General features: G+C 38.6%; 18 protein-coding genes, 1 tRNA gene and 1 pseudogene. 12 read left to right on the top strand and 8 right to left on the bottom strand.

Annotated elements, in window-relative coordinates:
* Positions 1-24: 24 nt before the first annotated feature.
* On the top strand, positions 25-303 hold the full coding sequence (locus ACZZZK_RS04815) for a hypothetical protein (protein ID WP_463483144.1): 279 nt from the start codon (positions 25-27) through the stop codon (positions 301-303).
* 65 nt (positions 304-368) lie between these two features.
* Here ACZZZK_RS04815 and ACZZZK_RS04810 read toward each other — a convergent pair whose 3' ends face one another.
* The 3 genes from ACZZZK_RS04810 to ACZZZK_RS04800 are packed head-to-tail and all read right to left on the bottom strand — an operon-like array spanning position 369 to position 5,844.
* Positions 369-3,599, bottom strand: a complete 3,231-nt coding sequence (locus ACZZZK_RS04810) for an error-prone DNA polymerase (protein ID WP_463483143.1) — start codon at positions 3,597-3,599, stop codon at positions 369-371.
* A 6-nt stretch (positions 3,600-3,605) separates the two neighbouring features.
* A complete protein-coding gene (locus ACZZZK_RS04805) occupies positions 3,606-5,105 on the bottom strand; it encodes a Y-family DNA polymerase (RefSeq protein WP_463483142.1) in 1,500 nt (499 codons plus the stop codon).
* A gap of 1 nt (position 5,106) precedes the next feature.
* On the bottom strand, positions 5,107-5,844 hold the full coding sequence (locus ACZZZK_RS04800) for an ImuA family protein (RefSeq protein ID WP_463483141.1): 738 nt from the start codon (positions 5,842-5,844) through the stop codon (positions 5,107-5,109).
* Between the two features lie 90 nt (positions 5,845-5,934).
* Between ACZZZK_RS04800 and ACZZZK_RS04795 the strand changes: the two genes are divergently transcribed.
* Both ACZZZK_RS04795 and ACZZZK_RS04790 read left to right on the top strand, forming a co-directional pair.
* Positions 5,935-6,555 (top strand): alpha-ketoglutarate-dependent dioxygenase AlkB family protein, encoded by a 621-nt coding sequence (locus ACZZZK_RS04795; protein WP_463483140.1) that lies wholly within the window; start codon positions 5,935-5,937, stop codon positions 6,553-6,555.
* On the top strand, positions 6,552-7,001 hold the full coding sequence (locus ACZZZK_RS04790; RefSeq protein ID WP_463483139.1) for a hypothetical protein: 450 nt from the start codon (positions 6,552-6,554) through the stop codon (positions 6,999-7,001). Before ACZZZK_RS04795 ends, ACZZZK_RS04790 begins: the two co-directional genes overlap by 4 nt.
* Positions 7,002-7,118: 117 nt before the next feature.
* On the opposite strand, the gene ACZZZK_RS04785 is transcribed toward ACZZZK_RS04790, so the two are convergent.
* Together ACZZZK_RS04785 and ACZZZK_RS04780 are read right to left on the bottom strand one after the other, a co-directional pair.
* Positions 7,119-8,300 (bottom strand): AIR synthase related protein, encoded by a 1,182-nt coding sequence (locus tag ACZZZK_RS04785; protein ID WP_463483138.1) that lies wholly within the window; start codon positions 8,298-8,300, stop codon positions 7,119-7,121.
* A 330-nt stretch (positions 8,301-8,630) separates the two neighbouring features.
* A complete protein-coding gene (locus ACZZZK_RS04780) occupies positions 8,631-10,805 on the bottom strand; it encodes a glutamine synthetase III family protein (RefSeq protein ID WP_056849881.1) in 2,175 nt (724 codons plus the stop codon).
* Between the two features lie 203 nt (positions 10,806-11,008).
* Here ACZZZK_RS04780 and ACZZZK_RS04775 point away from each other — a divergent pair, with 203 nt between their 5' ends.
* The gene (locus tag ACZZZK_RS04775; protein WP_463483137.1) at positions 11,009-11,848 is read left to right on the top strand and encodes an energy transducer TonB; all 840 of its coding nucleotides are present in this window, start codon (positions 11,009-11,011) and stop codon (positions 11,846-11,848) included.
* A gap of 795 nt (positions 11,849-12,643) precedes the next feature.
* Here the strand turns inward: ACZZZK_RS04775 and purL are convergent.
* Positions 12,644-16,399, bottom strand: coding sequence for a phosphoribosylformylglycinamidine synthase (gene purL / locus ACZZZK_RS04770; protein ID WP_463486278.1), 3,756 nt, complete (start codon positions 16,397-16,399; stop codon positions 12,644-12,646).
* 149 nt (positions 16,400-16,548) lie between these two features.
* Between purL and gloA2 the strand changes: the two genes are divergently transcribed.
* The 5 genes from gloA2 to fbp all read left to right on the top strand — a co-directional run bounded on the left by gloA2 (position 16,549) and on the right by fbp (position 19,940).
* Positions 16,549-16,932 carry an SMU1112c/YaeR family gloxylase I-like metalloprotein gene (gene gloA2 / locus ACZZZK_RS04765; protein WP_463483136.1) on the top strand — a complete coding sequence of 128 codons (384 nt, stop codon included), beginning with the start codon at positions 16,549-16,551 and terminating at the stop codon, positions 16,930-16,932.
* 9 nt (positions 16,933-16,941) lie between these two features.
* The gene (locus ACZZZK_RS04760) at positions 16,942-17,385 is read left to right on the top strand and encodes a hypothetical protein (RefSeq protein ID WP_463483135.1); all 444 of its coding nucleotides are present in this window, start codon (positions 16,942-16,944) and stop codon (positions 17,383-17,385) included.
* Positions 17,386-17,463: 78 nt separating this feature from the next.
* A complete protein-coding gene (locus tag ACZZZK_RS04755; RefSeq protein WP_463483134.1) occupies positions 17,464-18,165 on the top strand; it encodes a tRNA1(Val) (adenine(37)-N6)-methyltransferase in 702 nt (233 codons plus the stop codon).
* A 184-nt stretch (positions 18,166-18,349) separates the two neighbouring features.
* Entirely contained in the window at positions 18,350-18,841 is a 492-nt protein-coding gene (locus tag ACZZZK_RS04750) for a metallophosphoesterase family protein (protein WP_463483133.1), read from the top strand.
* 19 nt (positions 18,842-18,860) lie between these two features.
* Positions 18,861-19,940 carry a class 1 fructose-bisphosphatase gene (gene fbp / locus ACZZZK_RS04745; protein WP_463483132.1) on the top strand — a complete coding sequence of 360 codons (1,080 nt, stop codon included), beginning with the start codon at positions 18,861-18,863 and terminating at the stop codon, positions 19,938-19,940.
* A gap of 16 nt (positions 19,941-19,956) precedes the next feature.
* Here fbp and rnhA read toward each other — a convergent pair whose 3' ends face one another.
* On the bottom strand, positions 19,957-20,430 hold the full coding sequence (gene rnhA, locus ACZZZK_RS04740) for a ribonuclease HI (protein ID WP_265799135.1): 474 nt from the start codon (positions 20,428-20,430) through the stop codon (positions 19,957-19,959).
* Positions 20,431-20,606: 176 nt separating this feature from the next.
* Between rnhA and ACZZZK_RS04735 the strand changes: the two genes are divergently transcribed.
* Positions 20,607-20,680, top strand: a tRNA-His gene (locus ACZZZK_RS04735).
* Between the two features lie 739 nt (positions 20,681-21,419).
* On the opposite strand, the pseudogene ACZZZK_RS04730 reads toward ACZZZK_RS04735, so the two are convergent.
* Positions 21,420-22,202, bottom strand: a pseudogene (locus ACZZZK_RS04730) (recombinase family protein); the annotation flags it as partial.
* An 899-nt stretch (positions 22,203-23,101) separates the two neighbouring features.
* Between ACZZZK_RS04730 and ACZZZK_RS04725 the strand changes: the two are divergent.
* Both ACZZZK_RS04725 and ACZZZK_RS04720 read left to right on the top strand, forming a co-directional pair.
* Positions 23,102-23,509, top strand: coding sequence for a mobilization protein (locus ACZZZK_RS04725; protein WP_463483131.1), 408 nt, complete (start codon positions 23,102-23,104; stop codon positions 23,507-23,509).
* Positions 23,491-24,756 carry a relaxase/mobilization nuclease domain-containing protein gene (locus tag ACZZZK_RS04720; RefSeq protein ID WP_463483130.1) on the top strand — a complete coding sequence of 422 codons (1,266 nt, stop codon included), beginning with the start codon at positions 23,491-23,493 and terminating at the stop codon, positions 24,754-24,756. The genes ACZZZK_RS04725 and ACZZZK_RS04720 overlap by 19 nt, the downstream gene beginning before the upstream one ends.
* The last annotated feature ends 4 nt before the right edge of the window (positions 24,757-24,760 follow it).

Here is a 24,760-nt window from a genome sequence, read left to right as displayed (position 1 = left end):
TAATGTAAACTAAAATACAACGATATGAGCAGTTCAAAACAAACCCATGACCACGATACCATTAAAAAGTGGGTAGAAAAACATGATGGCGTACCTGGAGTAGTTGCAGATACAGATGATGGAAAAGGCGGAGGACTTTTAAGAATTCATTTCCCTAAAAATAGTAAAAGCAGTGATTTGGAAGAAACCGACTGGGAGAATTTCTTTAAAGTATTTGATGATCACAAGCTCGACTTTCTTTATCAGGAAAAGAAGGCTGATGGAGAAGAAAGTACTTTCCATAAGTTTGTAGAAAGAGAATAAAAGTAAGTAAAAGCCTCTACCATCAAGTAGAGGTTTTTTTTGCCTTAAATTTTGAGCGTTTATTCTTATCTAAAATTACGGGCTTGCGGAATGCAAATTTCCTGTTCTGTTTTGCGTACCTGAGTTCTTTTATTTTCGACAGGGAAAGGAGCTGTTTTTTCATCAGAACGGGAAAGTGTTAATAAAGACGAATGATCGTTTTCTTCCTTGCTTAATTTTCTTAATAACGGGGTAAGATCGAAGCAACGTTTTACAATAACATGGATCACTTCACCTTCTCTTTGTAATTTTCCTTCTACCATCAGTAACCTGGCCTGTAAAATTTCTTTTCTATATTTTTCAAATAAGCTTTCAAAAACAACCAGGTTTGAAAATCCTGATTCATCTTCAATAGTAATAAAACAAACTCCACCGGCTGTTCCAGGTCTTTGTCTCACCAATACGAGTCCGGCAACTTTTACTGTTGTTCCATCCTTAATTTCTGCTAAATCTTTATTGGCTGATACCCTTAACAAATTCAATTGCTCCCGTACAAAGCTTACCGGATGTGCTTTTATTGAAAGTGAAGTAGAAGCATAATCCTGAATCACATGTTCGGAGGTAGACATGAGCGGGAGGGACGTTTGTTTTTCCAGCTGACTTTCTGCTGCCTGATCTTTAAAGAGTGCAATTGGTCTATCGGCCAGGGCGGAAACTTCCCATAAAGCCTGGCGCCGATCAAAACCTAAAGAACGAAAAGCATCAGCATCTGCCAAACGTTCCATTGTGGCTAAAGATACACCCACATCCAACAGTTGATGAATATTCTGGTAATGCTTTATCCGATGCGTGGTTAGCGCTTCAATATCTTCTGTTCTAATGCCTTTAATTTGCCTGAAACCTAAACGCAAAGCGTGATATTTCCCTGCCAGTTCTTCCAGTGTATTATCGAAATAAGAGTAGTTGATATCAATCGGGCGAACCTCCACATTGTGCTTTCGGGCATCGATTACTATTTGGGCTGGCTGATAAAATCCCATGGGCATGCTATTTAATAAAGCCGCTGCAAATACATCGGGGTAATAGCATTTTAACCAGCAGGAAACATACACCAGGAGCGCAAAACTTGCAGCATGACTTTCTGGAAATCCATAACTTCCAAAACCCTCCAGTTGCTTAAAAATTCGTTTTGCAAATTCTTCATCGTAACCTTTAGCTACCATTCCAGAGATTAATTTTTTCTCGAACTGCGTAACCATACCTTTCAGTTTAAAAGTTGCCATGCTTCTTCGCAATTCATCGGCTTCGGTAGGGGTAAAACCGGCAGCTACAATGGCAATTTTCATCGCCTGCTCTTGAAAAAGTGGGACTCCTAAAGTTTTATTTAAAATTTCTTCCAGTTCTTTTGAAGGATATTCTATCACTTCTTCTTTATTTCTTCTGCGCAAATAAGGATGAACCATGTCGCCCTGAATAGGACCAGGACGTACAATTGCCACTTCAATTACCAGATCGTAAAAGCATTCTGGTTTCAATCTGGGTAACATAGATTGTTGGGCCCGGCTTTCTATCTGAAATACGCCAATGGTATCTGCATGGCTAATCATTTTATAGACTTCCGGATCATCGTATTCGTTAATTTTAGCCATAGAAAGATCGAGATTGTAGTGTTGTTTTGCTAAATCGAAACCTTTTCTAATGCAGGTTAACATACCTAAAGCCAGTATGTCTATTTTTAAAAAACCCAGTGTATCAATATCATCTTTATTCCATTCAATATTGGTTCGATCAGCCATGCGGGCATTCAATATTGGGCAAAGATCGGTCAGTTTACCCTGCGTAATTACAAAGCCGCCTGTATGTTGCCCCAGCTGACGAGGGAAACCCATCATTTGTGCGGTAAGTGAAAGTACTTTTCTTAATAGTGGATCATTAGGATTAAGCCCTTGCTCTGTTAATCTGTTCCCCTCAAACCATTCATCGGTAAACTCCCAAATGGATGCCGATAGCCGGTTAATGGTATCAACAGACAAGCCCATCACTTTGCCAACATCTCTAATGGCTCCTTTTTGTCGCTGTTGGGTAACGGTTGCAACAATCGCGGCCCGATCTCTGCCATATTTATTATAGATGTATTGAATCACTTCCTCACGGCGTTCATGCTCAAAATCTACATCTATATCTGGTGGTTCATTCCTGGCCGAAGAAACAAAACGTTCAAAAAGCAAATCGAATTTTGTTGGGTCTACCGAGGTTATGCCCAGGCAATAACAAATGGTAGAATTTGCAGCAGAACCGCGACCCTGACAGAGAATTTTTTGCCCGCGGGCGAAACTCACAATGTCATAAACGGTAAGAAAATAAGAAGCATATTCCATTTCCTTTACAAATTTCAGTTCATAGGTAATGTTGTCTACAATTTTTTGGGGCAAATTTTCACCGAAAATTTCATGCGCACCTTTCCACGCTAAATGGGTTAATTCTTCAAAAGGAGAACGCTCTCCATTGGTTATCTCCTCAGGATATACGTATTTGAGGCTATCTAAACTAAACTGACATGTTTGCGCAATATGTACGGCGTTTTGAAGCGCTTGTGGATATTGCCGGTAAAGCCTTAACATCTCTTCTTGAGTTTTAAGATGTCGTTCTGCATTTTTAAACAAATGAAAACCGGCAGCATGAATAGTGCATTTCTCACGAACACAAGTTAACACATCCTGCAGCTCGCGTCTTTCTGGCGTATGGTAATACACATCATTGGTTGCCACTAAAGGAATTTTCAATTGATTAGCAAGCGCTGTTAAACGAAACATCCGCTTTTGATCTTCGCCCTGATAATTCCTGGAAATAGCTAAATAAAGCTGATCATTGAGGTTGTGTTTATATTCTGCCAAATAATTTTGGAAATCGGTTTCAAAATCAAAATTTGCAGATAAAGTATCAGGAGGAATGGCGACAAATAAAATGCCCGATGAATGTTGATACACATCGGATTTGTAAAGCAAACAGCTTCCTTTTTCGGTACGGAGGTTGCCAAGACTCAGCAGTGCTGATAATCTAGCATAGGCTGCCTGGTTTGTAGGGTACGCAAGCAAACTTGGGCCATTCTGTAGGTTCAGTCGGCAAGCCGGGATAATACTGATCTCATATTTTCTAGCTGAGGCATGTGCTCTAACAATACCGGCCAGCGTGTTATGATCAGTAATGGCAATTTTAGAATAGCCCATTTTTGCGGCTTCTTCTACCAATTCTTCGGGGTGTGAAGCACCTCTTAAAAAGCTAAAATTGCTGGTGATTTGAAGTTCTGCATATTCCATAACTATTTAAGCAAAAAAACCATGAATAAACCAACGCGAATTCTGGGCGGAATAATGACCTGCCCTAAATAGCCAATAACGGCAACCCTGATCATCTTCTACAATATAATAATCGCGGTGCTCTCCGCTTTCAAGCCACCATGAACGCTCTATCCGCTCAGGTCCATCTGCTTTTTTAATGGAATGACGTTTCCCTTTGTAAATAAATAACAAAGGAGGATAATCTGGAATTGGAGCAGTAACCTGAATATGTTCTGGTTGATGCAGCAATTGGATCGGTCTGCCTAATGGATTATGCCAGGGTAAATCATTGTTTTCAGTAAGAGAATCTGCTTTTTTTATAGCACGTTCCGGCCAATAATTGGCTTCAGGAATAAAGCGGCGAATAGCTTTCGGTCCCACTTTTCCGGCTACCCGATCTAGTAAAGCAGAAAGTGATGGACTTTGAAGCCCTGATTTAGTAAGCCATAATTTTTCCTGTGGCTGTACTACAGGTTCAGTTTTGCTTGCTGATAAGGTAAAAAGTTCTACGCCTAAACCTGGCGCCAGTTTATCAATGTTTAAAGCAAACAGTTTGAATAAATGATCAGCATCGTTGCTGCTTTGATGGGTTCCAATTGCTGTACGGATAATTTTTCCATCTATACGGAAACCTTTTAATTCTGCCTTGCGTAAACCGAGCCCATCGTTTTTTAATCGGGTACAAATTTGTTCCAGTAGCTTTTTAATGGCTATTTCTATCGCGGTAGCAGTTCTTATGGGTTCAAGGCAAGGAAATCTTTCTTCATATTCAGGGATAATTATTACAGGATCAAAAACTTCAGGTAAATCACCAATGGCCTGGCCAATGCGATTTAATAAATTTTCTCCAAACCGGCGGCGCAACACACTTCGCGGCATTTGAATAAATTGCGCTATTTTTTGCAGGCCAAGTTTATTCAAACGCTCTATGGTTGGTTGCTCCAGCCGGAGGGATGCCGCTGGCAGTGGCAATAAAGCATAATATTGTTTCCTGGCGGGAACAATGTTTTCCTGGCTTGAAAAACGAGCAACTGCCCAGCTAGTTCCAATGGTATCGGCAATGGCCAATTTAGTGGTATATCCAATTTCAAGCAGGCGATTACTTATCTGGGCAAGGTAATGCGTTTCATTGTTCCATAAATGCGCACATCCGGTAATATCAAGCACAAGTCCATCCGGAGCATCAATGGCTACCCAGGGCGTATACCTGATGAACCATTCTGCCAGTCCTTTTAAAAGTTTGATATTTCGGTTATGTTTATCATCAAAAACCTCAATCTCATGTACCAGTGCCCGGGCATCAGCCAAAGGCATGCCCACTAGTATGCCCTGGCTTGCTGCTAAAGCGTTACAGGCGGTAATTATAACGCGACCGTGTACAGGCGCAGTAAAAACGAAAGCGTGTTTTTTTAGCTCCGGACGGCGGATACAAAGCCAGTCCGTTAGTAAAAACGGAAACCATATACTTGCAAAACGCTTTTCCATATTAACTTGCCTGAAGTTTTTTAAGAGGTTGAAGAACTTTTTGAACCTGGTTAATGTGTTGAAATGTGGTACCGTTCCAGGCCACCTCAAAACTTGCAGGCTGTGCATTTCTAACTTTAAGTAAATTTACCGACCAGGAAGGATGACCTACACCAGGCATGCCATCGGGCAACAAACTGGGTAAATGCTTAATTTGCCATCGGGCCAAACAAGTGGTGTTGTTGACCTGCTGTGGGTTATTTCGTAAAATAAAAGCGGGTACTTTGCTTTTTTCAATTACCAGTTGTAGCCGGCGAGATTGGCTAAAACTAAGCTCAGGAATTTCTGCGACCACAGCGCTTAAGTTTTCACATTTTAAGGCTTCTTCCAAAACCCATAATATTTCTTTTTGATGATTGAGATCGATAAAAATAATCTGATCGGGTTTTAATGCAAAACGCTGCATAGCAGGGGGAAAAAGATTTCTGGAACTGCTAATCCAGATTGATGGACTACCGGTTTCCATTAATGCAGAAAGTAATGCGTTTATAAAGCCAACACTTGCCGCTGTATCTTCGGTTTCAAGAGCAATAAATTCATGAATGCCCTCCAGTGGGAAATTTTTATTCGGAAATGCATTTGCAAACAAACTCAATTTAGGTAAACTATTTTCTTGAATGCTTAATGTGCTATAGCCCTGCAAACCTAAAATTTGTTTCTTTAAATCTTCAATTAAGTGCTGTTTAGATTTCTTTTCCATAATCAACCTTCTGTTTTGAATTTAGTAAAGGCAAATATAATGCTAAAAATATTAGTAATTTATAAAAAGTTTTGCACCTTTGTATACGTTATGGAACAGTTAAGTTTTTTTGCTGAAGCAGGACAATCCATTGGCTTGCCATCGGATATTTTAACCTATAAAAATAACTTTATTGGAAAAAGGGAAAGCGATTCACTTTTGATTCATTTAATAGAGAATACGCCATGGGTACAAAAAGTAGTGCGCTATTATGATAAAGAAATTACTACTCCCAGGTTATCTGCCTGGTATGGTGATGCAGAACAGTTGGATTATGCAGCCTTAGGTAAATCGATTCCATTGTGTTGGACTGATGAACTATTGCAGTTAAAAGCTATGGTAGAACCTACTGCCGGCATCACCTTTAATTCGGTATTGCTTAATTATTATAGAGATGGGCAGGATTCTGTAACCTGGCACAGCGATAATGAAACCGTAATGGGCTCGCATCCTGTGATTGCATCTTTGTCTTTTGGACAGGTTAGGTCTTTTGATATTCGCCTAAAAGCAAACCACTCAGAAAAATATTCTATTAAATTAGAACATGGCTCATTGCTTTTGATGAAAGGTGATTTACAGCAAAAGTGGGATCATCGGATTGCGAAATCTAAACGATATATGAAACCCAGAATCAACCTCACCTTTAGAAAAATTATTAATCCTTCATTATGATCAAGCTTCATTATATTCACGAAGACCCAACTGAAAGTTTAGGTTTCTGTGCCTATCTCTTGCTACAAGAAGAAAACCAGCAATCATTTTTAATTTTAAATGATGATGAAATATTGGGTCAGATAGAATTGATTAACGGAGATTGGCGAAACCTGAGCGACCAAAAACTTGATGAACAATTTGTACAATCAATCGGCAAATTTTTAAAAGGACAACAGTTTCTAAAATTACCCAAACTGATAAAAGATCGTTGGCCAATGTGGGTAGAGGAAGTTATTGTTCAATCAGAATCTATGTATCTTATTGTAGCCAAACCCAATATCGAATTTCATTCATTTGAAAAGATTTTCCGTGATTTTATTCCTCAACTTGTTAAAGATGAATGGTTGATTTGTTTTAAAGTTTACGATGCAAAATTCGAGGCTGGATTTGAATTGGAAGTTTAATGGTAAGTTCAATTTAAATCTTGATAAGAATTATAATTTATCAATGGATGTAAAATTACAATTCTAAAGAAATCAAAAATGGCGCTTGGTTTTTCAAGCGCCATGCTTAGCTATTTCTTAATTATAGATAAAAGTTCCTCTTTCACTTTCGATGGTCACCTGTTTTTGGCTTCCTTTTTCAACGTGACCAATAATTTGCGCATCAATGTTAAAGCTTTTAGAAATCTCTATAATATCTTTTGCAATTTCTTGTGGAACATATAATTCCATGCGATGACCCATATTAAAAACTTTATACATCTCTTTCCAATCTGTACCAGATTGTTCTTGGATTAGCTTAAATAGGGGTGGAACAGGAAATAAATTGTCCTTAATCACATGGATATCATCGTTGATAAAATGGAGCACTTTTGTTTGAGCGCCACCACTGCAATGAACAATTCCATTAATTTGTTTACGATATTGTGCTAATATTTTTTTAATCACAGGTGCGTAAGTACGTGTTGGAGATAAAACGAGCTTACCAACAGTAGTTTTACCGAAACCTTCAATTTCAATCTCATCAGTTAGCTGCTTTTGACCTGAAAAAACCAAATCAAAAGGTACAGCAGGATCGAAACTTTCAGGATATTTATTGGCAACAGATTTTTCAAAAACATCGTGACGAGCAGAGGTTAATCCGTTAGAACCCATTCCTCCATTGTATTCTGTTTCATAGGTTGCTTGTCCGTAAGAGGCTAAAGCTACTATTACATCACCTGGTTTAATGTTATCGTTACTGATTACATCTTCACGTTTCATGCGGCAGGTTACCGTAGAATCTACAATAATGGTTCTTACTAAATCGCCAACATCGGCAGTTTCGCCACCGGTAGAATAAATAGAAATTCCTTGTTCCCTTAAATCAGCCAGAATTTCTTCTGTACCGTTAATTACAGCAGCAATTACTTCTCCAGGTATTAAATTTTTATTTCGTCCGATGGTAGATGATAAGAGGATCTGATCAGTGGCGCCCACGCAAATCAAATCATCAATATTCATGATGATTGCATCTTGGGCAATACCTTTCCAGATAGAGATATCTCCTGTTTCTTTCCAATAAACATAAGCCAAAGATGATTTTGTTCCGGCACCATCGGCATGCATGATATTACAAAAATCTTCATCGCCACTTAAAATGTCGGGAATGATTTTGCAGAATGCTTTTGGGAAAATTCCTTTGTCGATATTTTTGATGGCATTATGCACATCTTCTTTTGAGGCAGAAACGCCACGTTGATTGTACCTGTTATCACTCATGTTGGCGCAAAGATAAGGGAAAAAGTCGGGAGTCAGAAGTCGGGAGTCAGAAGTTTTTAGCGTTTAAAATAATGATTTTCTTCGTTTAGATTTAACTCACTATGAACGGTCGTCGTCCTGAACTTGTTTCAGGAACTTGATAGCACGAACAAGCGTTGGGCATAAAACATGAAAGATGCTGAATCAAGTTCAGCAAGACGTGGGGGCTAAACAAAACGCCAATGTTAAAGAAAACGATCTTAAAATCCTTAAATCCAAAAAATCATGATCAAAAAAAGGGCGTAAAGTTTACACCTTACGCCCTATACCTTAAACCTTACGGCTTAAAATCTATTTCATGAATAACAATTCTCTGAATTTTGGTAAAGGCCAAACGCTATCGTCAACAATTTGCTCTAATTTATCAGCATGGTAACGGATAGTATCGAAGTAAGATTTAACTTTCTCATCGTAAGCAATTGCTTTCTCACGAGTGTCTTCGATTTTGTTGGTTACTTTACGTTCTTCTAACATCGCATCGATATTGGTTTTAACGATATCTAAATGCTCAGAAAGTTTTTTAACGATATCAAGAGAAGATTTACTTTCTACGCCAAGTTCTTTTAACCCTTTTACATTCTCGATTAAAGAATTTTGGTAAGCGATAGCAGCAGGAATGATGGCAGTATTGGCCACTTCGCCCATTACACGAGCTTCAATTTGTAATTTTTTGTAGAAATTCTCTAACATGATTTCATGACGGGCATGGATTTCACGTTTGCTATAAATTCCTGTACTTTCAAATAAACTTGCAGATTTCTCAGTTAAATAAGCATCTAAAGCTTTCGGTGTAGTTTTGATGTTTGATAAACCACGTGTTGCAGCTTCATCTTCCCACTCCTGGCTGTATCCGTTACCTTCAAAACGAATCGATTTAGATTCTTTGATGTATTTTTTGATTACCGTTAATAAAGCGATGTCTTTTTTATCACCTTTTTTGATCAATTTATCAACTTCAGCTTTGAATTTAACCAATTGCTCAGCCATAATTGCGTTTAAGATCGTCATTGGAGCCGAAGAGTTAGCTGAAGATCCAACCGCTCTTAACTCAAATTTATTACCTGTAAATGCAAATGGTGAAGTACGGTTACGGTCGGTATTATCCAACAAAATTTGTGGAATTTTAGGGATGCCTAACCAAAGTGCGTTATCTTCTTTGATTTTTTTGCTGATACGTGAGTGCTCAATTTCATCTAAAACATCGTTTAATTGAGAACCTAAAAAGATGGAGATAATTGCTGGCGGCGCTTCGTTAGCACCTAAACGGTGATCGTTACTTACCGAAGCAATACTCGCACGTAATAAATCTGCATGTTCGCTCACTGCTTTAATCGTATTTACGAAGAAAGTTAAAAACATTAAGTTGTTTTTAGGCGTTTTGCCCGGAGCCAATAAGTTTTTACCAGTATCAGTAATTAACGACCAGTTGTTGTGTTTACCTGAACCGTTGATGCCAGCGTATGGTTTTTCGTGTAATAAAACACGGAAATGGTGACGACGAGCAACTTTTTCCATCAAATCCATTAATAATTGATTGTGATCGATGGCCAGGTTTATTTCTTCATAAATTGGAGCACATTCGAATTGAGAAGGTGCAACCTCATTGTGACGGGTTTTTAAAGGAATACCTAATTTTAGGGCTTCATTTTCGAAATCGACCATGTAGGTGAAAACACGCTCAGGAATTGATCCGAAATAATGATCTTCCAACTGTTGGCCTTTAGCAGACATGTGTCCGAATAAAGCACGACCAGTTAACAATAAATCAGGACGGGCATTAAACAATGATTCATCAACCAAGAAATATTCTTGTTCAATACCTAAAGAAGCATTTACTTTAGTAATGCTTTTATCAAAATACTGGCAAACATCAACAGCAGCTTTATCAAGTGCAGCTAATGCTTTTAATAATGGAGCTTTATAATCTAAAGCCTCACCAGTGTAGGATACGAAAACGGTAGGAATACAAAGGGTTTTACCTGCTTTGCTTTCCATAATGAAGGCTGGAGATGATGGATCCCAGGCAGTGTAACCACGAGCTTCGAAAGTATTACGGATACCGCCGTTAGGGAAACTTGATGCATCCGGTTCTTGTTGAACCAAAGCGCTACCAGCAAATTTTTCTATAGCACCTTCGCCACTAGGCTCAAAAAATGAATCGTGTTTTTCAGCAGTTGTACCTGTTAATGGTTGGAACCAGTGTGTGTAATGTGTTGCTCCAGCAGCCATAGCCCATGCTTTCATTGCAGTTGCAATCTGGTTAGCATCGTCAGAATTAATTAATTCACCTTGATTAATAGATGAGATTAATTTTTCATACACGTCCTTAGATAAGAAATCTCTCATTTTTTTCTTATCAAATACATTAGCGCCAAAAAAATCAGAAATTTTTGCAGATGGTGATTTTACTTCTGGCGAAATTCTGTTTTGAGCCTCTTTTAATGCGATGGTTCTTAAGCTTTTCATTAATTTGTTATGTTTTTTGTCAAAAATAGTATATTTTATTGTTTTTTATAAAACAATCGTAAGTTTTAGCGCAATTTTATTGAAAATGAAATAAAAAAATGTTTTTCAAATGGAATTTTTCATTATTCGTAAAGAAAATGGAATTTTCAGTTTGTTTATGGAATTGTGAAATTTGCTACATCATGCTATAAAAATCAATAGCTATGTTCAACTCCTCAATCAATGTGTACAAAACCGAGTGGCTCGATCTTGTATTCGCAAACCGAAACAAAACTTATGGTGCTTATGAGTTAAGGTCTAAATCATCAAAAATTATGACCCGGGCACTATTGGTATCCGTAAGTCTCTTTTTATTGCTTGCATTTGCACCTTTAGTGTATAGCAAAATCTTTCCAACAGCGGTTGAAGTAGTTGCTCCTCCGAAAGTTATTGATTTGAGCGATGTGATCCATGAAATGAAGAAGCCAGAGCCAGAAAAAAAAGTGGAGCCGGCGAAATCAGAGCCAGTGAAAGTAAAAACAGTTAAGATGACTTCGAACATTGTGGTGGTTGATAAAACTGAAATTAAAGATCCACCAACTATCAAAGAGATTCAAAATGCTGTAGTGAGCAATATAACCCAGGATGGCGAAATCAAACCTAATTTAACCTTGGTAACTCCTTCTTTAAATGGTAGTGGCAGCGGATTAGAAAAAGAGGTTACTGGAACTGGAGAGGATAAAGAGATTTATACAGGAGGTGGGGTAGATGAATATCCAGAGTTTGCGGGCGGTATGAAAGCTTTTACCAAATACATGGAACGTAATCTACGCTACCCATCACAAGCGCAGGAGGATGGTATTCAAGGTAAGGTGTTTTTAAGTTTCGTGGTAGAAAAGGATGGCTCCATAACTGATGTAAAAGTACTTAAAGGCATTGGTTTCGGCTGCGATGAAGAAGCCATGAAAGTAATCAAGAAATCACCCTTGTGGAAACCCGGAAAAAATAAAGGCATTCCAGTTAGGGTGAGGTATAATATGCCGATTAATTTCAATTTAATGTAAGGCAGTGGGATCAGTTAAATATTTAACGCTCAAAATAGGGAAGATGTGATGGATGATTGGTTGAAGGCCTGGATGGAAATTCAGGCCTTTTTTTTATATAAATACTGCGTTTAAAGATCTTATTGTCGCTTTACGATTCCCGCCTTCGCGGGAATGACGGGAAGTGCAGAGGATTAACGATAGCAATTAGTGGCTGTCGAATTTGAACACCAACCATGAACGGTCGTCATCCTATTATTGACTTTTTTAAGTTTCCGTCTTTGCGATCCCGATTCTTTATCGGGAGAAGCAATCTCATTTGTGGTATTATTTTATCAGATGAGATTGCTTCGTACCTCGCAAGGACGACCGTTGTTAACGTGATTAATATTGGTTTTTATGAAATAAAATTAACTCTCAGCTTGTCTGGGGATCTTAATATAGGAATCTGCTCTTAATTACATCATTATGTTTGGTGAGGACACCAGCCATTAGGATAACTAGGAACGGTCGTCATCCTCAGCTTGACTGGGGATCCTACTACTCTTTCTTTCTCACGCTTTACGATTCCCGCCTTCGCGGGAATGACGAGAAGTGCAGAGGATTAACGATAGCAATTATTGGCTGTTGAATTTGAACGCCAACCATGAACGGTCGTCATCCTCAGCTTGTCTAGGGATCTTAATACGCTTTCTTTTCTAACGCTTTACTATTCCCGCCTTCGCGGGAGTGACGAACAAAATTGAATATTAAAATAGCCGAAACAAAAAAAGCTTGAGTAAACTCAAGCCTTTTATATAAATAAATATGGTTAACCTATGCCTTTTCTTCAATCCATTTTCTGGCATTTACGAAAGCTTCCATCCATGGCGAAACCTCGTCTTTTCTGCCAGCCGGATAGTTTGCCCAATGCCATTGGAATAAAGAACGTTCAATATGTGGCATCATCACCAAATGGCGGCCTGTTTCATCACACATCATCGCAGTGTTATAATCAGAGCCGTTCGGGCTTGCCGGATACGTTTCGTAAGCATATTTAGCTACAATTTTATACTTTCCTTCTGCATATGGTAAAGAGAATCTTCCTTCGCCATGCGATACCCAAACGCCTAAGGTGCTGCCAGCTAAAGTTGATAACATCACCGAATTGTTTTCTTGTAACGTTAATGAAGTGAAAATACTTTCGTGTTTACCGCTTTTGTTGTGCAACATTTTTGGCTTGTCTTCATGATCTTTGTTAATCAAACCAAGCTCTACAAATAATTGGCAACCATTGCAAATACCAACAGATAAAGTATCAGGACGGGCGAAAAATTTCTCTAGTGCTACTCTCGCTTTTTCATTGTATAAAAATGCGCCAGCCCAACCCTTTGCCGATCCTAAAACATCAGAGTTAGAGAAACCACCAACGGCACCAATAAACTGAATATCTTCTAATGTTTCCCTGCCGGTAATTAAATCCGTCATGTGTACATCTTTCACATCAAAACCGGCTAAATACATTGCATTAGCCAATTCGCGTTCAGAGTTACTTCCTTTTTCGCGGATAATCGCCGCCTTGGGACGAGGTTTAGAGGAATCAATTACCGGTTTCTTTCCATCAAACTGTAATGGAAAACTGTATTTTAAAACGTGGTTTTTATAATTATCGTAACGTTCTTTTGCTAAACCGTTACCTGTTTGTTTGCTATCTAATAAATAAGATGTCTTAAACCAAACATCACGTAAATGGTCAATATCAAAACTGAAGCTATCTGCTGCATTTGTAACTTCCAGCGTAGCTGATGAATTCACTTCCCCGATTTTATGGAAAGTTACACCAGCGCTAGTTAAACTGCTTTCTACTGATGAATCCGCTTGAAAAACAATCGCGATATTTTCCGCAAATAATAATTTGATAATATCTTGCTCGTTTAAGTCAGTTAAATCAATTGATGCGCCTAAATTGCGATCTGCAAAACACATTTCCAGTAAGGTAGTAATTAAACCACCGCTGCCAATATCATGCCCTGCTTGTATCTTACCTTCTTTAATTAGCTGTTGAATAGCGTTAAAGGCTTTCGAGAATTGACCGGCATCTTTGATATCTGGTGTTTCGGTACCGATTTTGTTTAATATCTGTGCGAAAGATGAACCACCAAGTTTATAAGTATCATTAGAAAGGTTGATATAATAAATAGAACCGCCATCTTTTTGAAGTACTGGCTCCACCACTTTAGTAATATCATCGCAGTTTGCACCTGCAGAAATAATTACCGTTCCTGGTGCAATTACATCACCATCTTTGTATTTCTGTTTCATCGAAAGTGAATCTTTTCCAGTCGGGATGTTGATTCCTAAATCGATGGCAAATTCCGAACACGCTTTAACAGCAGCATATAAACGGGCATCTTCACCTTCATTTTTACAGGCCCACATCCAGTTGGCAGAAAGCGAAACGCTTTTTAAACCATCTTTTAATGGAGCCCAAACGATGTTTGATAGAGATTCTGCAATCGCATTGCGACTACCAGCAGCTGGATCAATCAAAGCCGAAAGTGGTGCATGACCTACTGAAGTTGCGATTCCTTCCTTACCTTGGAAATCCAATGCCATTACACCACAGTTGTTTAAAGGTAATTGTAATGGCCCGGCAGTTTGTTGTTTTGCTACGCGGCCACCCACACAACGGTCAACTTTGTTGGTTAACCAATCTTTCGATGCCACAGCCTCCAGTTGTAAAACTTGCTCTAAATAAGTATTCAGTTCAGTTTTTTGGTAACTTACCTCTTCATATTTGCGGTCGATCGTTTGATCTTCCATTACAATTTTTGGGGAGCTGCCAAACATATCCTTCAGCTCAAAATCCATTGGTTTAGCGCCTGTGGTTTCTGATTTGAAAGTAAAACGATGATCGCCAGTTACTTTTCCAACGGTATACATTGGAGAGCGTTCGCGATCGGCAATTTTTTGTAAAGTTTCAATATGTTCGTTGCCGATTACCAATCCCATCCTTTCCTGAGATTCGTTGCCGATAATTTCTTTAGCAGATAGGGTAGGATCGCCAACTGGCAATTTATCCAGATTGATCAAACCACCAGTTTCTTCTACCAGTTCTGATAAACAGTTTAAGTGTCCGCCTGCACCGTGATCGTGAATAGAAACAATGAAGTTCTCTTCGCTTTCTACCATGCCACGTACAGCGTTTGCAGCACGTTTCTGCATTTCCGGGTTGGAACGTTGAATGGCATTTAATTCGATGCCTGATCCATGCTGGCCGGTATCAGCTGATGATACGGCTGCGCCACCCATTCCAATTCTATAATTTTCACCACCGAGAACAACAATGTTGTCTCCTTCCTGTGGTTTTTGTTTTTGTGCCTGACTAGCCTTGCCATAACCAATACCGCCCGCAAGCATGATTACCTTATCGAAACCTAACTTACGAGATGTCATACTGATCCTGTCGAAGTGCTCATGCTCAAAAGTTAAAACCGAGCCAGTAATAAGCGGCTGACCGAATTTGTTTCCAAAATCTGTAGCACCATTTGATGCTTTGATCAGAATGTTCATCGGCGTTTGATAAAGCCATTGTCTTTCTTCAACACCATTTTCCCAAGGACGATTTTCTTCCAAACGTGAAAGCGCTGTCATGTAAACTGCCGTTCCGGCTAGAGGTAAGGAACCTTGTCCACCTGCTAAACGATCTCTGATTTCGCCACCAGAACCTGTTGCAGCACCATTAAAAGGCTCTACGGTAGTTGGGAAGTTGTGTGTTTCGGCCTTTAGCGATATTACCGAATCAAAATCACTTGTAGCGTAATATTCAGGAACATCAGCACGTTTAGGTGCAAATTGTTGCACTCTCGGCCCTTTAATGAAAGCCACGTTATCTTTATATGCAGAAACAATATCGTTGGGATTTTCTTCCGAAGTTTTGCGAATCAACTTAAAAAGTGAAGTTGGTTGTTCTACTCCATCAATTACAAATTTACCGTTGAAAATTTTGTGGCGGCAATGTTCCGAATTTACCTGCGAGAAACCAAAAACCTCTGAATCAGTAAGTGGTCGTTCCAGGTTTTTAGCCAGATTATTTAGGTATTCAACTTCTTCATCACTTAATGATAAACCTTCTTGTTTGTTGTAAGCAGCAATATCAGTAATTTCTAAAATAGGTTCAGGCTTGATGTTGATGGTATAAATGTTTTGATCAAGCTTGTCGTATTTTTGAGAAAGCATCGGGTCGTAGTCAGAAAAATCTTCAGCAACGGCTTTAAATTCTTCTATCCGGATGATGCCCTGAATGTCCATATTTTGAGTAATCTCAACGGCATTGGTACTCCACGGCGTTATCATTGCAGCTCTTGGTCCAACGAAAAAGCCGCTTAAAGCTGCATCTTGCGAAATTTTGGCGCCGCCAAATAACCATTCAAGTTTAGTAATATCATCTGGGGAAAGCGCTTTGTCTGTTTGAAGTACAAAAATCGCTTGCGATTGACTAAGGAAGAAATGAATCATGCTTTTTTTTTGAAAGTGCAAAAATAGCTTTTTTAAATTTAATGAGTGAAGGAATGAAGGATTGAATGAGAGAATTTTGGACGGTTAAATGTAAAATAATTGTAGGTACTAAAATTGCGATTCATTTAGAGCTACTTTATACTTCTGTTATTTAAATTTCAATCATTTTCTGCAACTTTGCTACATTCTGTCATTCAAAATTCACTCATTCTACACCACGTCAAATGTTCAACCGAATTCATCACATTGCTATTATTTGTTCTGATTACGAAAAATCAAAAGACTTTTATGTAAACAAACTGGGTTTTACCATTCTAGCTGAGGTTTATCGAGCGGAACGAAAATCTTACAAATTAGATCTAGCGGTAAACGGCGTTTATCAAATCGAACTTTTTTCTTTTGAAAATCCCCCGGTTCGTCCCTCGAGGCCAGAAGCTCAAGGTTTACGGCACCTGGCTTTTGAAGTAGATGATATTGAACTGGAAATTGGAAGACTGAGTGATCAAGGCATTGTTAGCGAACCTATACGAATTGATGAATTTACGGGGAAAAGATTTACCTTTTTTTCAGATCCAGATGGCTTGCCTTTGGAATTATATGAACTATAACTAGGCTTCATGAAAAAACTTTTACTTTCCTTTGCTTTTAGCTTGACGTTGGTCAGCTGCTTTTCTCAAATAAGATATACTGCAAAAGTAGAAACTGGCTATCAAATATTTTTGTCGAGGCCGGTACGGGTAGATCCTGGCCCGGGATGGAGAGGATATCAGCTTAATAATAATCAAGGTGGCTTGGATGTAAGCGTTATCAATGGAATAAGTTTTAAAGAAAATCTTCGCTTGGGGCTTGGCTTAGGTTATTTAAATTATGAAGGGATAAATGGCTATTCATTTTTTGGCGATTTGGAATACGCAACATCGAAAGATAGGGTTTCACCGTTATTTAACCTGAAAGTTGGTCAAAGCCATATCAAAAATCAATACGATAAAGGTTCTACAGATTCATTTGTGGATTTTGGTGCAGGAGTAGCGTATCGCATCTCTAAGAAAATCGAAATATAAGCCAAGGCAGGATTTAGATTGGTGCATCAATCTATGTTTTTGCCGATTAGATTAGGCGCCAGGTTTTAAGCATAATAAATGAGTATTTTTAAATTTAAGCAATTCGAAGTAGATCAAACGGGCTGTGCTATGCGAATCAATACCGATGGGGTTCTGGTTGCTGCGATGGCTAATCATAACAGGCCAGGAAAAATATTGGATATCGGAGCAGGCACAGGAGTGATCGCGATGATGCTTGCTCAGCGTTTCACAGAAGCTGATGTTTATGCTGTAGAAATAGATTTGCAAGCTGCTGAAACCGCTGAAAAAAATTTTAAAAACTCCGTCTTTAGCAGTCGATTGCATCTTGATCATGTAGCCATTGAAGATTATCAAAGTAGCGAAAAATTCGATCTGATCGTTTCTAATCCACCCTTTTTTGTTAATGATTTGAAAAATGAGGAGCTAAGGAAAGGAATGGCAAGACACGCAAGCGATAATTTTTTTAGTTTGTTGGTCGAAAAATCAAATCAGCTTTTAGATGCCAGGGGCTCTTTGTGGTTAATTCTTCCTTTGAAACAGGCAGAAGAGGTGATCTTTGAGGCCATGAAATATCAGGTGAAACTCAAAGCCCGCATCAATATTTGCTCTGATAAAGACAAATTACCATTTAGGCAAATCATATGTTTAAGCAGGGAAGGCGATTTGCTTCATGAGAGCGATTTTTACATTTACGAATCGCGTGGAAAACATACCCTTGAATATCAGAAATTGCTTAAAGATTTTTTCCTTGCATTTTGATGCCACTTAATGATAATATCGTACAAAAGAAATTCAGTCGAAGACGAGAAATATCTGTTTCAAAAAATAAAGTTCAGATTTGTTGTTAAATAGATTGCGCAAATAAAATTTAGGCTCACTTTTAAAAAATCTTCAATAGATATACGTAAAAGTTTACACATTACTTTACAATTCACTTTACATAATGAAAAAGATCGGTTTAATTTCTGATACACATGGATTTTTAGATGAGGCTGTATTTAAGCACTTTGATCAGGTAGATGAAATATGGCATGCTGGCGATTTTGGTCCTCATGTCGCAACAGAACTGTCTACGTTTAAACCGCTTCGGGGTGTATTTGGGAATATAGATGATGCTGTAATCCGGAATGAATTTCCGGAACATAATAGGTTTCAGTGCGAAGAGGTAGAGGTGTGGATGACACATATCGGCGGTTATCCGGGGCGTTACTCTCCCTTCGTTAAGCCAGAAATATACACTAACCCACCGAAATTATTTATTACCGGCCATTCCCATATTTTAAAGGTAATGTTCGATGAAAAGATAAAATGTTTGCATATTAACCCCGGTGCAGCAGGAAAACACGGTTGGCATAAAGTGAGAACATTGGTTCGTTTTTGCATAACTGACGAAAATATTCATACCTTAGAGGTTATAGAATTATCAGGTAGATAATGTAAAATTTACACTAAGTATGGTTTGCGGCGTGAAAACATTAGGACAATTTATTATAGAAAAACAAGCAGATTTCCCTTATGCCAAAGGTGAACTTTCGAGGTTATTAAGGGATATTGCGATTGCTGCAAAAATTGTAAATCGGGAGATTAACAAAGCGGGTCTGGTCGATATGATCGGTCACGTAGGTACAACAAACATCCAGGGCGAAAAGCAAAAAAAGCTTGATGTTTATGCTGATCAACAGTTTATTGCTGCACTAACCAGTGGTGGTGAATGTTGTATTATCGCTAGTGAAGAAGAAGAGGAAATCATCCATATCGAATCTCCTGTTTCGCAAAATGCAAAGTATATTGTCTGTATCGATCCAATGGACGGTTCTTCAAATACGGATGTTAATGTTGCAGTAGGAACCGTTTTTTCTATTTATCGCAGGAAATCTTTAGAAGGAAGAGCTGGTATTGATGATGTTTTACAAAAGGGTACTGAGCAAGTAGCAGCCGGATATATTATTTATGGATCATCTACTATGTTGGTTTACACCACTGGTAAGGGGGTTAATGGTTTTACATTAGATCCATCAATCGGAGAGTTTTGTTTGTCTCATCCGGAAATGAAAATACCTGAAACGGGCATAACTTATTCCATCAATGAAGGAAATTATGTTCACTTTCCTGAAGGGGTGAAAAAATACATTAAATATTGTCAGGTAGAGGATGACGCTTCTGATCGTCCATATACCTCAAGATATATTGGTTCAATGGTTGGAGACATCCACAGAAGTTTAATAAACGGAGGGATTTACATTTATCCAACTACCGCTCGTTCACCGGAAGGGAAGTTGCGTTTACTTTATGAATGTAACCCGATGGCTTTTATTATTGAGCAGGCTGGGGGAAAGGCGAGTACCGGTTTTGAGCGAATACTGGAGATACAGCCTACAGAAGTTCACCAGCGTGTGCCGGTATTTATCGGATCGGTAAAAATGGTAGAGAAAGCTGAGGAAATGATGTTAATTTATGCCGATAAATCTATAACTCCTCATACACAGGTAGAAGCCAAATTGGAGGATATGGGTGTTGTAGGTGGAATAGATTAATTTTTCCGTGTGCTGTTTAGAGAAGCGTTGCTTTCTTTCGTTCTGCTTCGAAAAAAGTATCAATAGCTAAGTTTTGTTTGTCTTGCGAAGCAAAAACTGCTAATCTGTCACAACGTTCATTTTCCGGGTGATCGTTGTGGCCTTTTATCCAAATGAATTTTACTTTATGAAGTTTGTATAATTCGAGAAATCGGATCCAGAGGTCTTTGTTTTTTTTGTCTTTGAAGTTTTTAGTTACCCAGCCAAAAACCCATTTCTTTTCCACTGCATCCACTACATATTTTGAATCGGAGTAAACGGTCACTTCCTGGTTTAGGCTCTTTAACGCTTCTAAGCCCTTAATAACGGCCAGTAATTCCATGCGGTTATTTGTAGTCATGCGGTAACCACCACTTAACTCCTTATAATGTTTGCCTGCCCGTAATATGGTACCATAACCCCCAGGTCCTGGGTTTCCACTTGCTGCTCCGTCTGTATAAATTTCGATCATAAAGACTGTAAAGTTATGTTTTTGGTTTTGAAAAGTGCTGTTTAGTTCAAGATTGAAAAAAATATTTTGTTTCAAATAATTGAATAATAACTAATTAAAAATTTGTTGTTAAATCTTTGAAAAAAATATTTGCAAGGAATATTAAAAGTCGTACTTTTGTGACACTAAAAAACACGGTGGCTGTAGCTCAGTTGGTTAGAGTATTGGTTTGTGGTGCCGAGGGTCGTGGGTTCGAGCCCCATCAGCCACCCCCAGTGGGACGAGGTCTTTTCAGAAGATTTTCGTCCCATTTTTTTTGCTTCTAACTCTTTGTTTTTCAGGTAAATATGTTGGGCGATTTCATTAACCTTAGGTGTTCGATATCGGTCGCCATTGTATTCCATTTTTTCCGGAAAAAGACAACTTATCAGATATCTTTTACCCTCAACACTTGAATTCTCATAAAATAAATCCAGGTTGGTTAAATTGTTGATGGCTCGCTCAGCTATCGGTTTAATATTCAAAACAGCTTTATTTTTAGTATTTAGCTCTGCCAGCTTCGATTCGAGTATGGCGATTTTTTCATTACCTTCTACTTTTATTGATCTAAAGTCCACGGCATCTAGCGCATTATCCAATAATAAATCCCTCGCTCTCTCAATTTTCTTGTTGCATTCTCTGATCTGTGCTGAATATACTTTTCGTTCATCCAAAATGGAACCAACCTGATTATGATATGCATCAGATATAGTTTCGATAAAAACCTCTTCATAACCATTTCTGGGGAGGTAGGCTAGCAGCTCAATTGTAAAGTCCTCATTGACTTTTTCGGATCTGTACCTGATTCCACAAGCAGATGTGCAATGGTAGTAAGTGAAGTGTTTGTTTTTTCCTTTTGATGAACTTCCACTTAAAGATCGGTGACACTTAGGGCATTTCAGAAAGCCACGAAGCACAAGTGATTCTGGTGTAGCGATAGGCTGTCCAAACTCTTTCTTCCTTCCATTCAAAATGTCTTGTATATTGAAAAACATCGTTTCGCTAATCAAAGCTTCGTGGAGGCCTTGGGCGAGAAATGCATCCTCGTTTTTATATTTAGGCACAATAACTTTTCCGCAATAAATTGGATTTCGGATAATGGTATAAAAATTATTTTTGCTGCAGTTTAATCCCTTTTCTCTTGCTGAATGAAGTATTTGCTCTCCTGAATAAGTGCCCTCGGACAATTGCTCAAATACCCATTTCATTAAAGAGGCTTCCGGCTGTTTCAAGGCAATATATTTCTTTCCATTCTCAGCAGTCTTATTGACATATCCTAAAGGCGCTTTGCCTGTCCATCTACCTTCTTTTTTCGCCTGCCTGATTCCAGCCTTAGTATTTAAGCCTCTTCTGTCATTTTCAATTTCTGGAGTTGTGAGGTAAACCGCCAGCATCATCTTATTTTCTGGTACATTAAGATCTAGAGGCTGCTCTATAGCTTGTGGATCGACTCCCAGTTTGTTGAGCATTGAAATGGTTTGGTAAGCATCACTGGTGTTGCGACTAAACCGGTCCCATTTCGTAAATAATAGCAGATCTGTTTTGCCTTTATGCTTTTTTAAATGGATCACCAACTTCTTCCACTCAGGACGATTGAAAGTCTTTGCAGAATAATCTTCCACGATTACCTTTCTCACCTTAATACCATTCAGTTCACAATATTTTTCAAGTACATCTTGTTGACTTCTCAATGAGTACCCTTTTTCGGCCTGCTCATCTGTACTAACTCTTACATATAAATCAGCTATTTTCATTTCCTATTTTCTTTCTGGTATGTCGTCTAAATTTTCTTAGGCCTGCTTTTGGATTATCAATAGACAATCGACTAAGTACCTCTTTCACAGATAAGTTACTTAACTTGTAGATAAGTTCCAAAACCTTTCTAGCTTTTTCTATACTAACTACTGTACCATGGTTTTGGAGGATTTTAACCAATTTCTCTGGGTTAACTGATCTTTTTTCATTTAGCTTGTAATAATCCATATCCTTTGTCTTTTCACAAGATTCAGCTAAATGAATTTAATCTTAACGGTACTCCTTAGGTAATCCCCAAAGATTTCTAAAACTGGACAAGGGTTCTACTCCCTTCGCATTTATGGTTTTCCCATCCGAAAACTGCAGCACATGGGTAATTCGATTCCTTGATGCTACCTTGTTCTGGCATAAAAAGTTGCTGTTAAAAATAAATATCTTTTCTTGTATGCCTATAATATGAGAACAGAATTGTCACTAGTCTAACTTATAATATTCGTTTTGCACTATGCCTATTGAAAAAAACGTTAGGGATAACTAAGGTTATGGTGATATAGCCAATATTCATTCACTGAATTTTGCACAAAACAATTTTCATGAGAAAAAATATAAATTCAAAACTCATCCGGCCAGGTTCCGCTACTTATTATCGGCATTTACAATTATCCCTTCGTAGAATAATCACCTCGATACCGATACCTTTAAAAAGAAAGCAAACCCAAAATTCTCCGAAGGATCATTGAGATAACTGAACCGAAAATGTCTAACAATAAGCCAAATTTTTAACCACTCGAGTGCTTGGCAAGATGTAGAATTGTCCACAATTCTTTTCTTGCGCCCTTGTGGTCGGGGCTTTTACTCGAAACTCGTAAAGCCTGATGAGCCATTAAATCAATACGAAATGAAAAATAAAAATTTGGACAAAGAGGAGCGGTTGACACAGATGGTCAGGACGCGTCTAACCAAAACCGCCTATGACCGCTTGATCGAGATCATGCAAAAAAGCAACTGCACAACTGTGGGCGGGATCGCGCGAAAGATTTTATCGAATGAGAAGATTGCTTGTTTTTATATCGATGCTACCATGAATGCGCCAATGGAAGAGTTGGCGGCCATAAGAAGTGAACTTAAGGCAATAGGAGTGAACATTAACCAACAGACCAGGTTTTTTAATGCTTCAAAAAATGATTCCCAGCGAAGTTTTTATTCCCTTAAAACGCTCACGCTTTACAAGATGGTAGACAAAAAAGTGGAACGCCTGCTCGATCTCGTAGGAATGATGTCAATAAAATGGTTGCAAGAATCTTGAGTAGTCATAGCATAAGAGGAATTCTAAACTATAACGAAAACAAAGTCCAATCCGGCGCTGCGCAACTAATCCTGGCCAACCGCTTTGCCGTGGAAATTGATAAGCTCAACACCCGTCAAAAATTGGCACGCTTTGAAAGGCTTACTGGTTTAAACGACAGGGCAAAGAGAAATGCGATGCACATCATGTTAAACTTTGACAAGGATGATAGCTTAGATAGTGAAAAATTAGTAACAATTGCGAGGAGTTATATGGAGAGTATAGGATTTGGAGATCAGCCATATCTGGTTTATCAGCATTTTGATGTTAGTAACAGGCACATACACATCGTCAGCACAAATATTAAGCCCGATGGCAAAAGGATAGATTTTCATAACATTGGAAGATCGATTTCGGAAACGGCAAGAAAAAATATCGAGATAGAATTTAATTTGGTTAAGGCAGAGCATAAAAAGCCCAGTCTAACACAAGAGATCAAACACGCTAAAATTAAGGCAGTTCAATATGGTGAAAAACCGACCAAGCAAGCCATATATAACGTTATCGCCCCCGTAATTAGAAGCTACACCTTTACCTCTCTGGCTGAACTGAATGCAATACTTGCTCAGTTCAATGTGATCGCGGACCGTGGTCAGGAGGGTACGGCTATGTTTGAAAAAAGGGGCCTGGTTTATTCTGTTCTGAATGACGATGGTCGAAGGATTGGAGCTCCCATCAAAGCCAGCTTTTTTGCAGGTCGGCCGACTCTTGGTTACCTCGAGAAGAAGTTTGCTTCGAATAAATTTAAAAAACAAGCGCATCGGCTGTCGCTGATGGAAAAGATTGATGAAACTTTTCGGAACCATAGGCTTAAAGATGCCAAATCGTTCCTGTCAGCAATGGAGAAAGTTGATGTCAATACTATTTTTCGCCGAAGTCCCGCAGGGCAGGTCTATGGAATTACCTATGTAGACCACCAAACCAAAACCGTCTTTAATGGAAGTGATTTGGGTAAAGCATATAGCGCAAAATCTATACTGGACAAGATAGGAGTAAATAAAATTGACCTTAAAGCCGTTGTAAATGAGCCAATTCAGAAATATTCTCCAAGCGCTGTTGCCCCAAGTGGGGTGGACAAGGTGGCCATGGGAAAAGATAATAATAATGGTCTGTTGGAGACACTCTTGCAAAAAGATCCTGTTGCAGATTTTCCATTATCACTGAAAAGAAAAAAGAAAAAGAAGCAACAACGCTCACAATCAATTTAATTCC

Source organism: Pedobacter sp. AC163 (genome assembly GCF_979258665.1).
The sequence above is the reverse complement of the archived record's forward strand: the minus strand, read 5'-3'. Positions and strand labels throughout refer to the sequence as shown.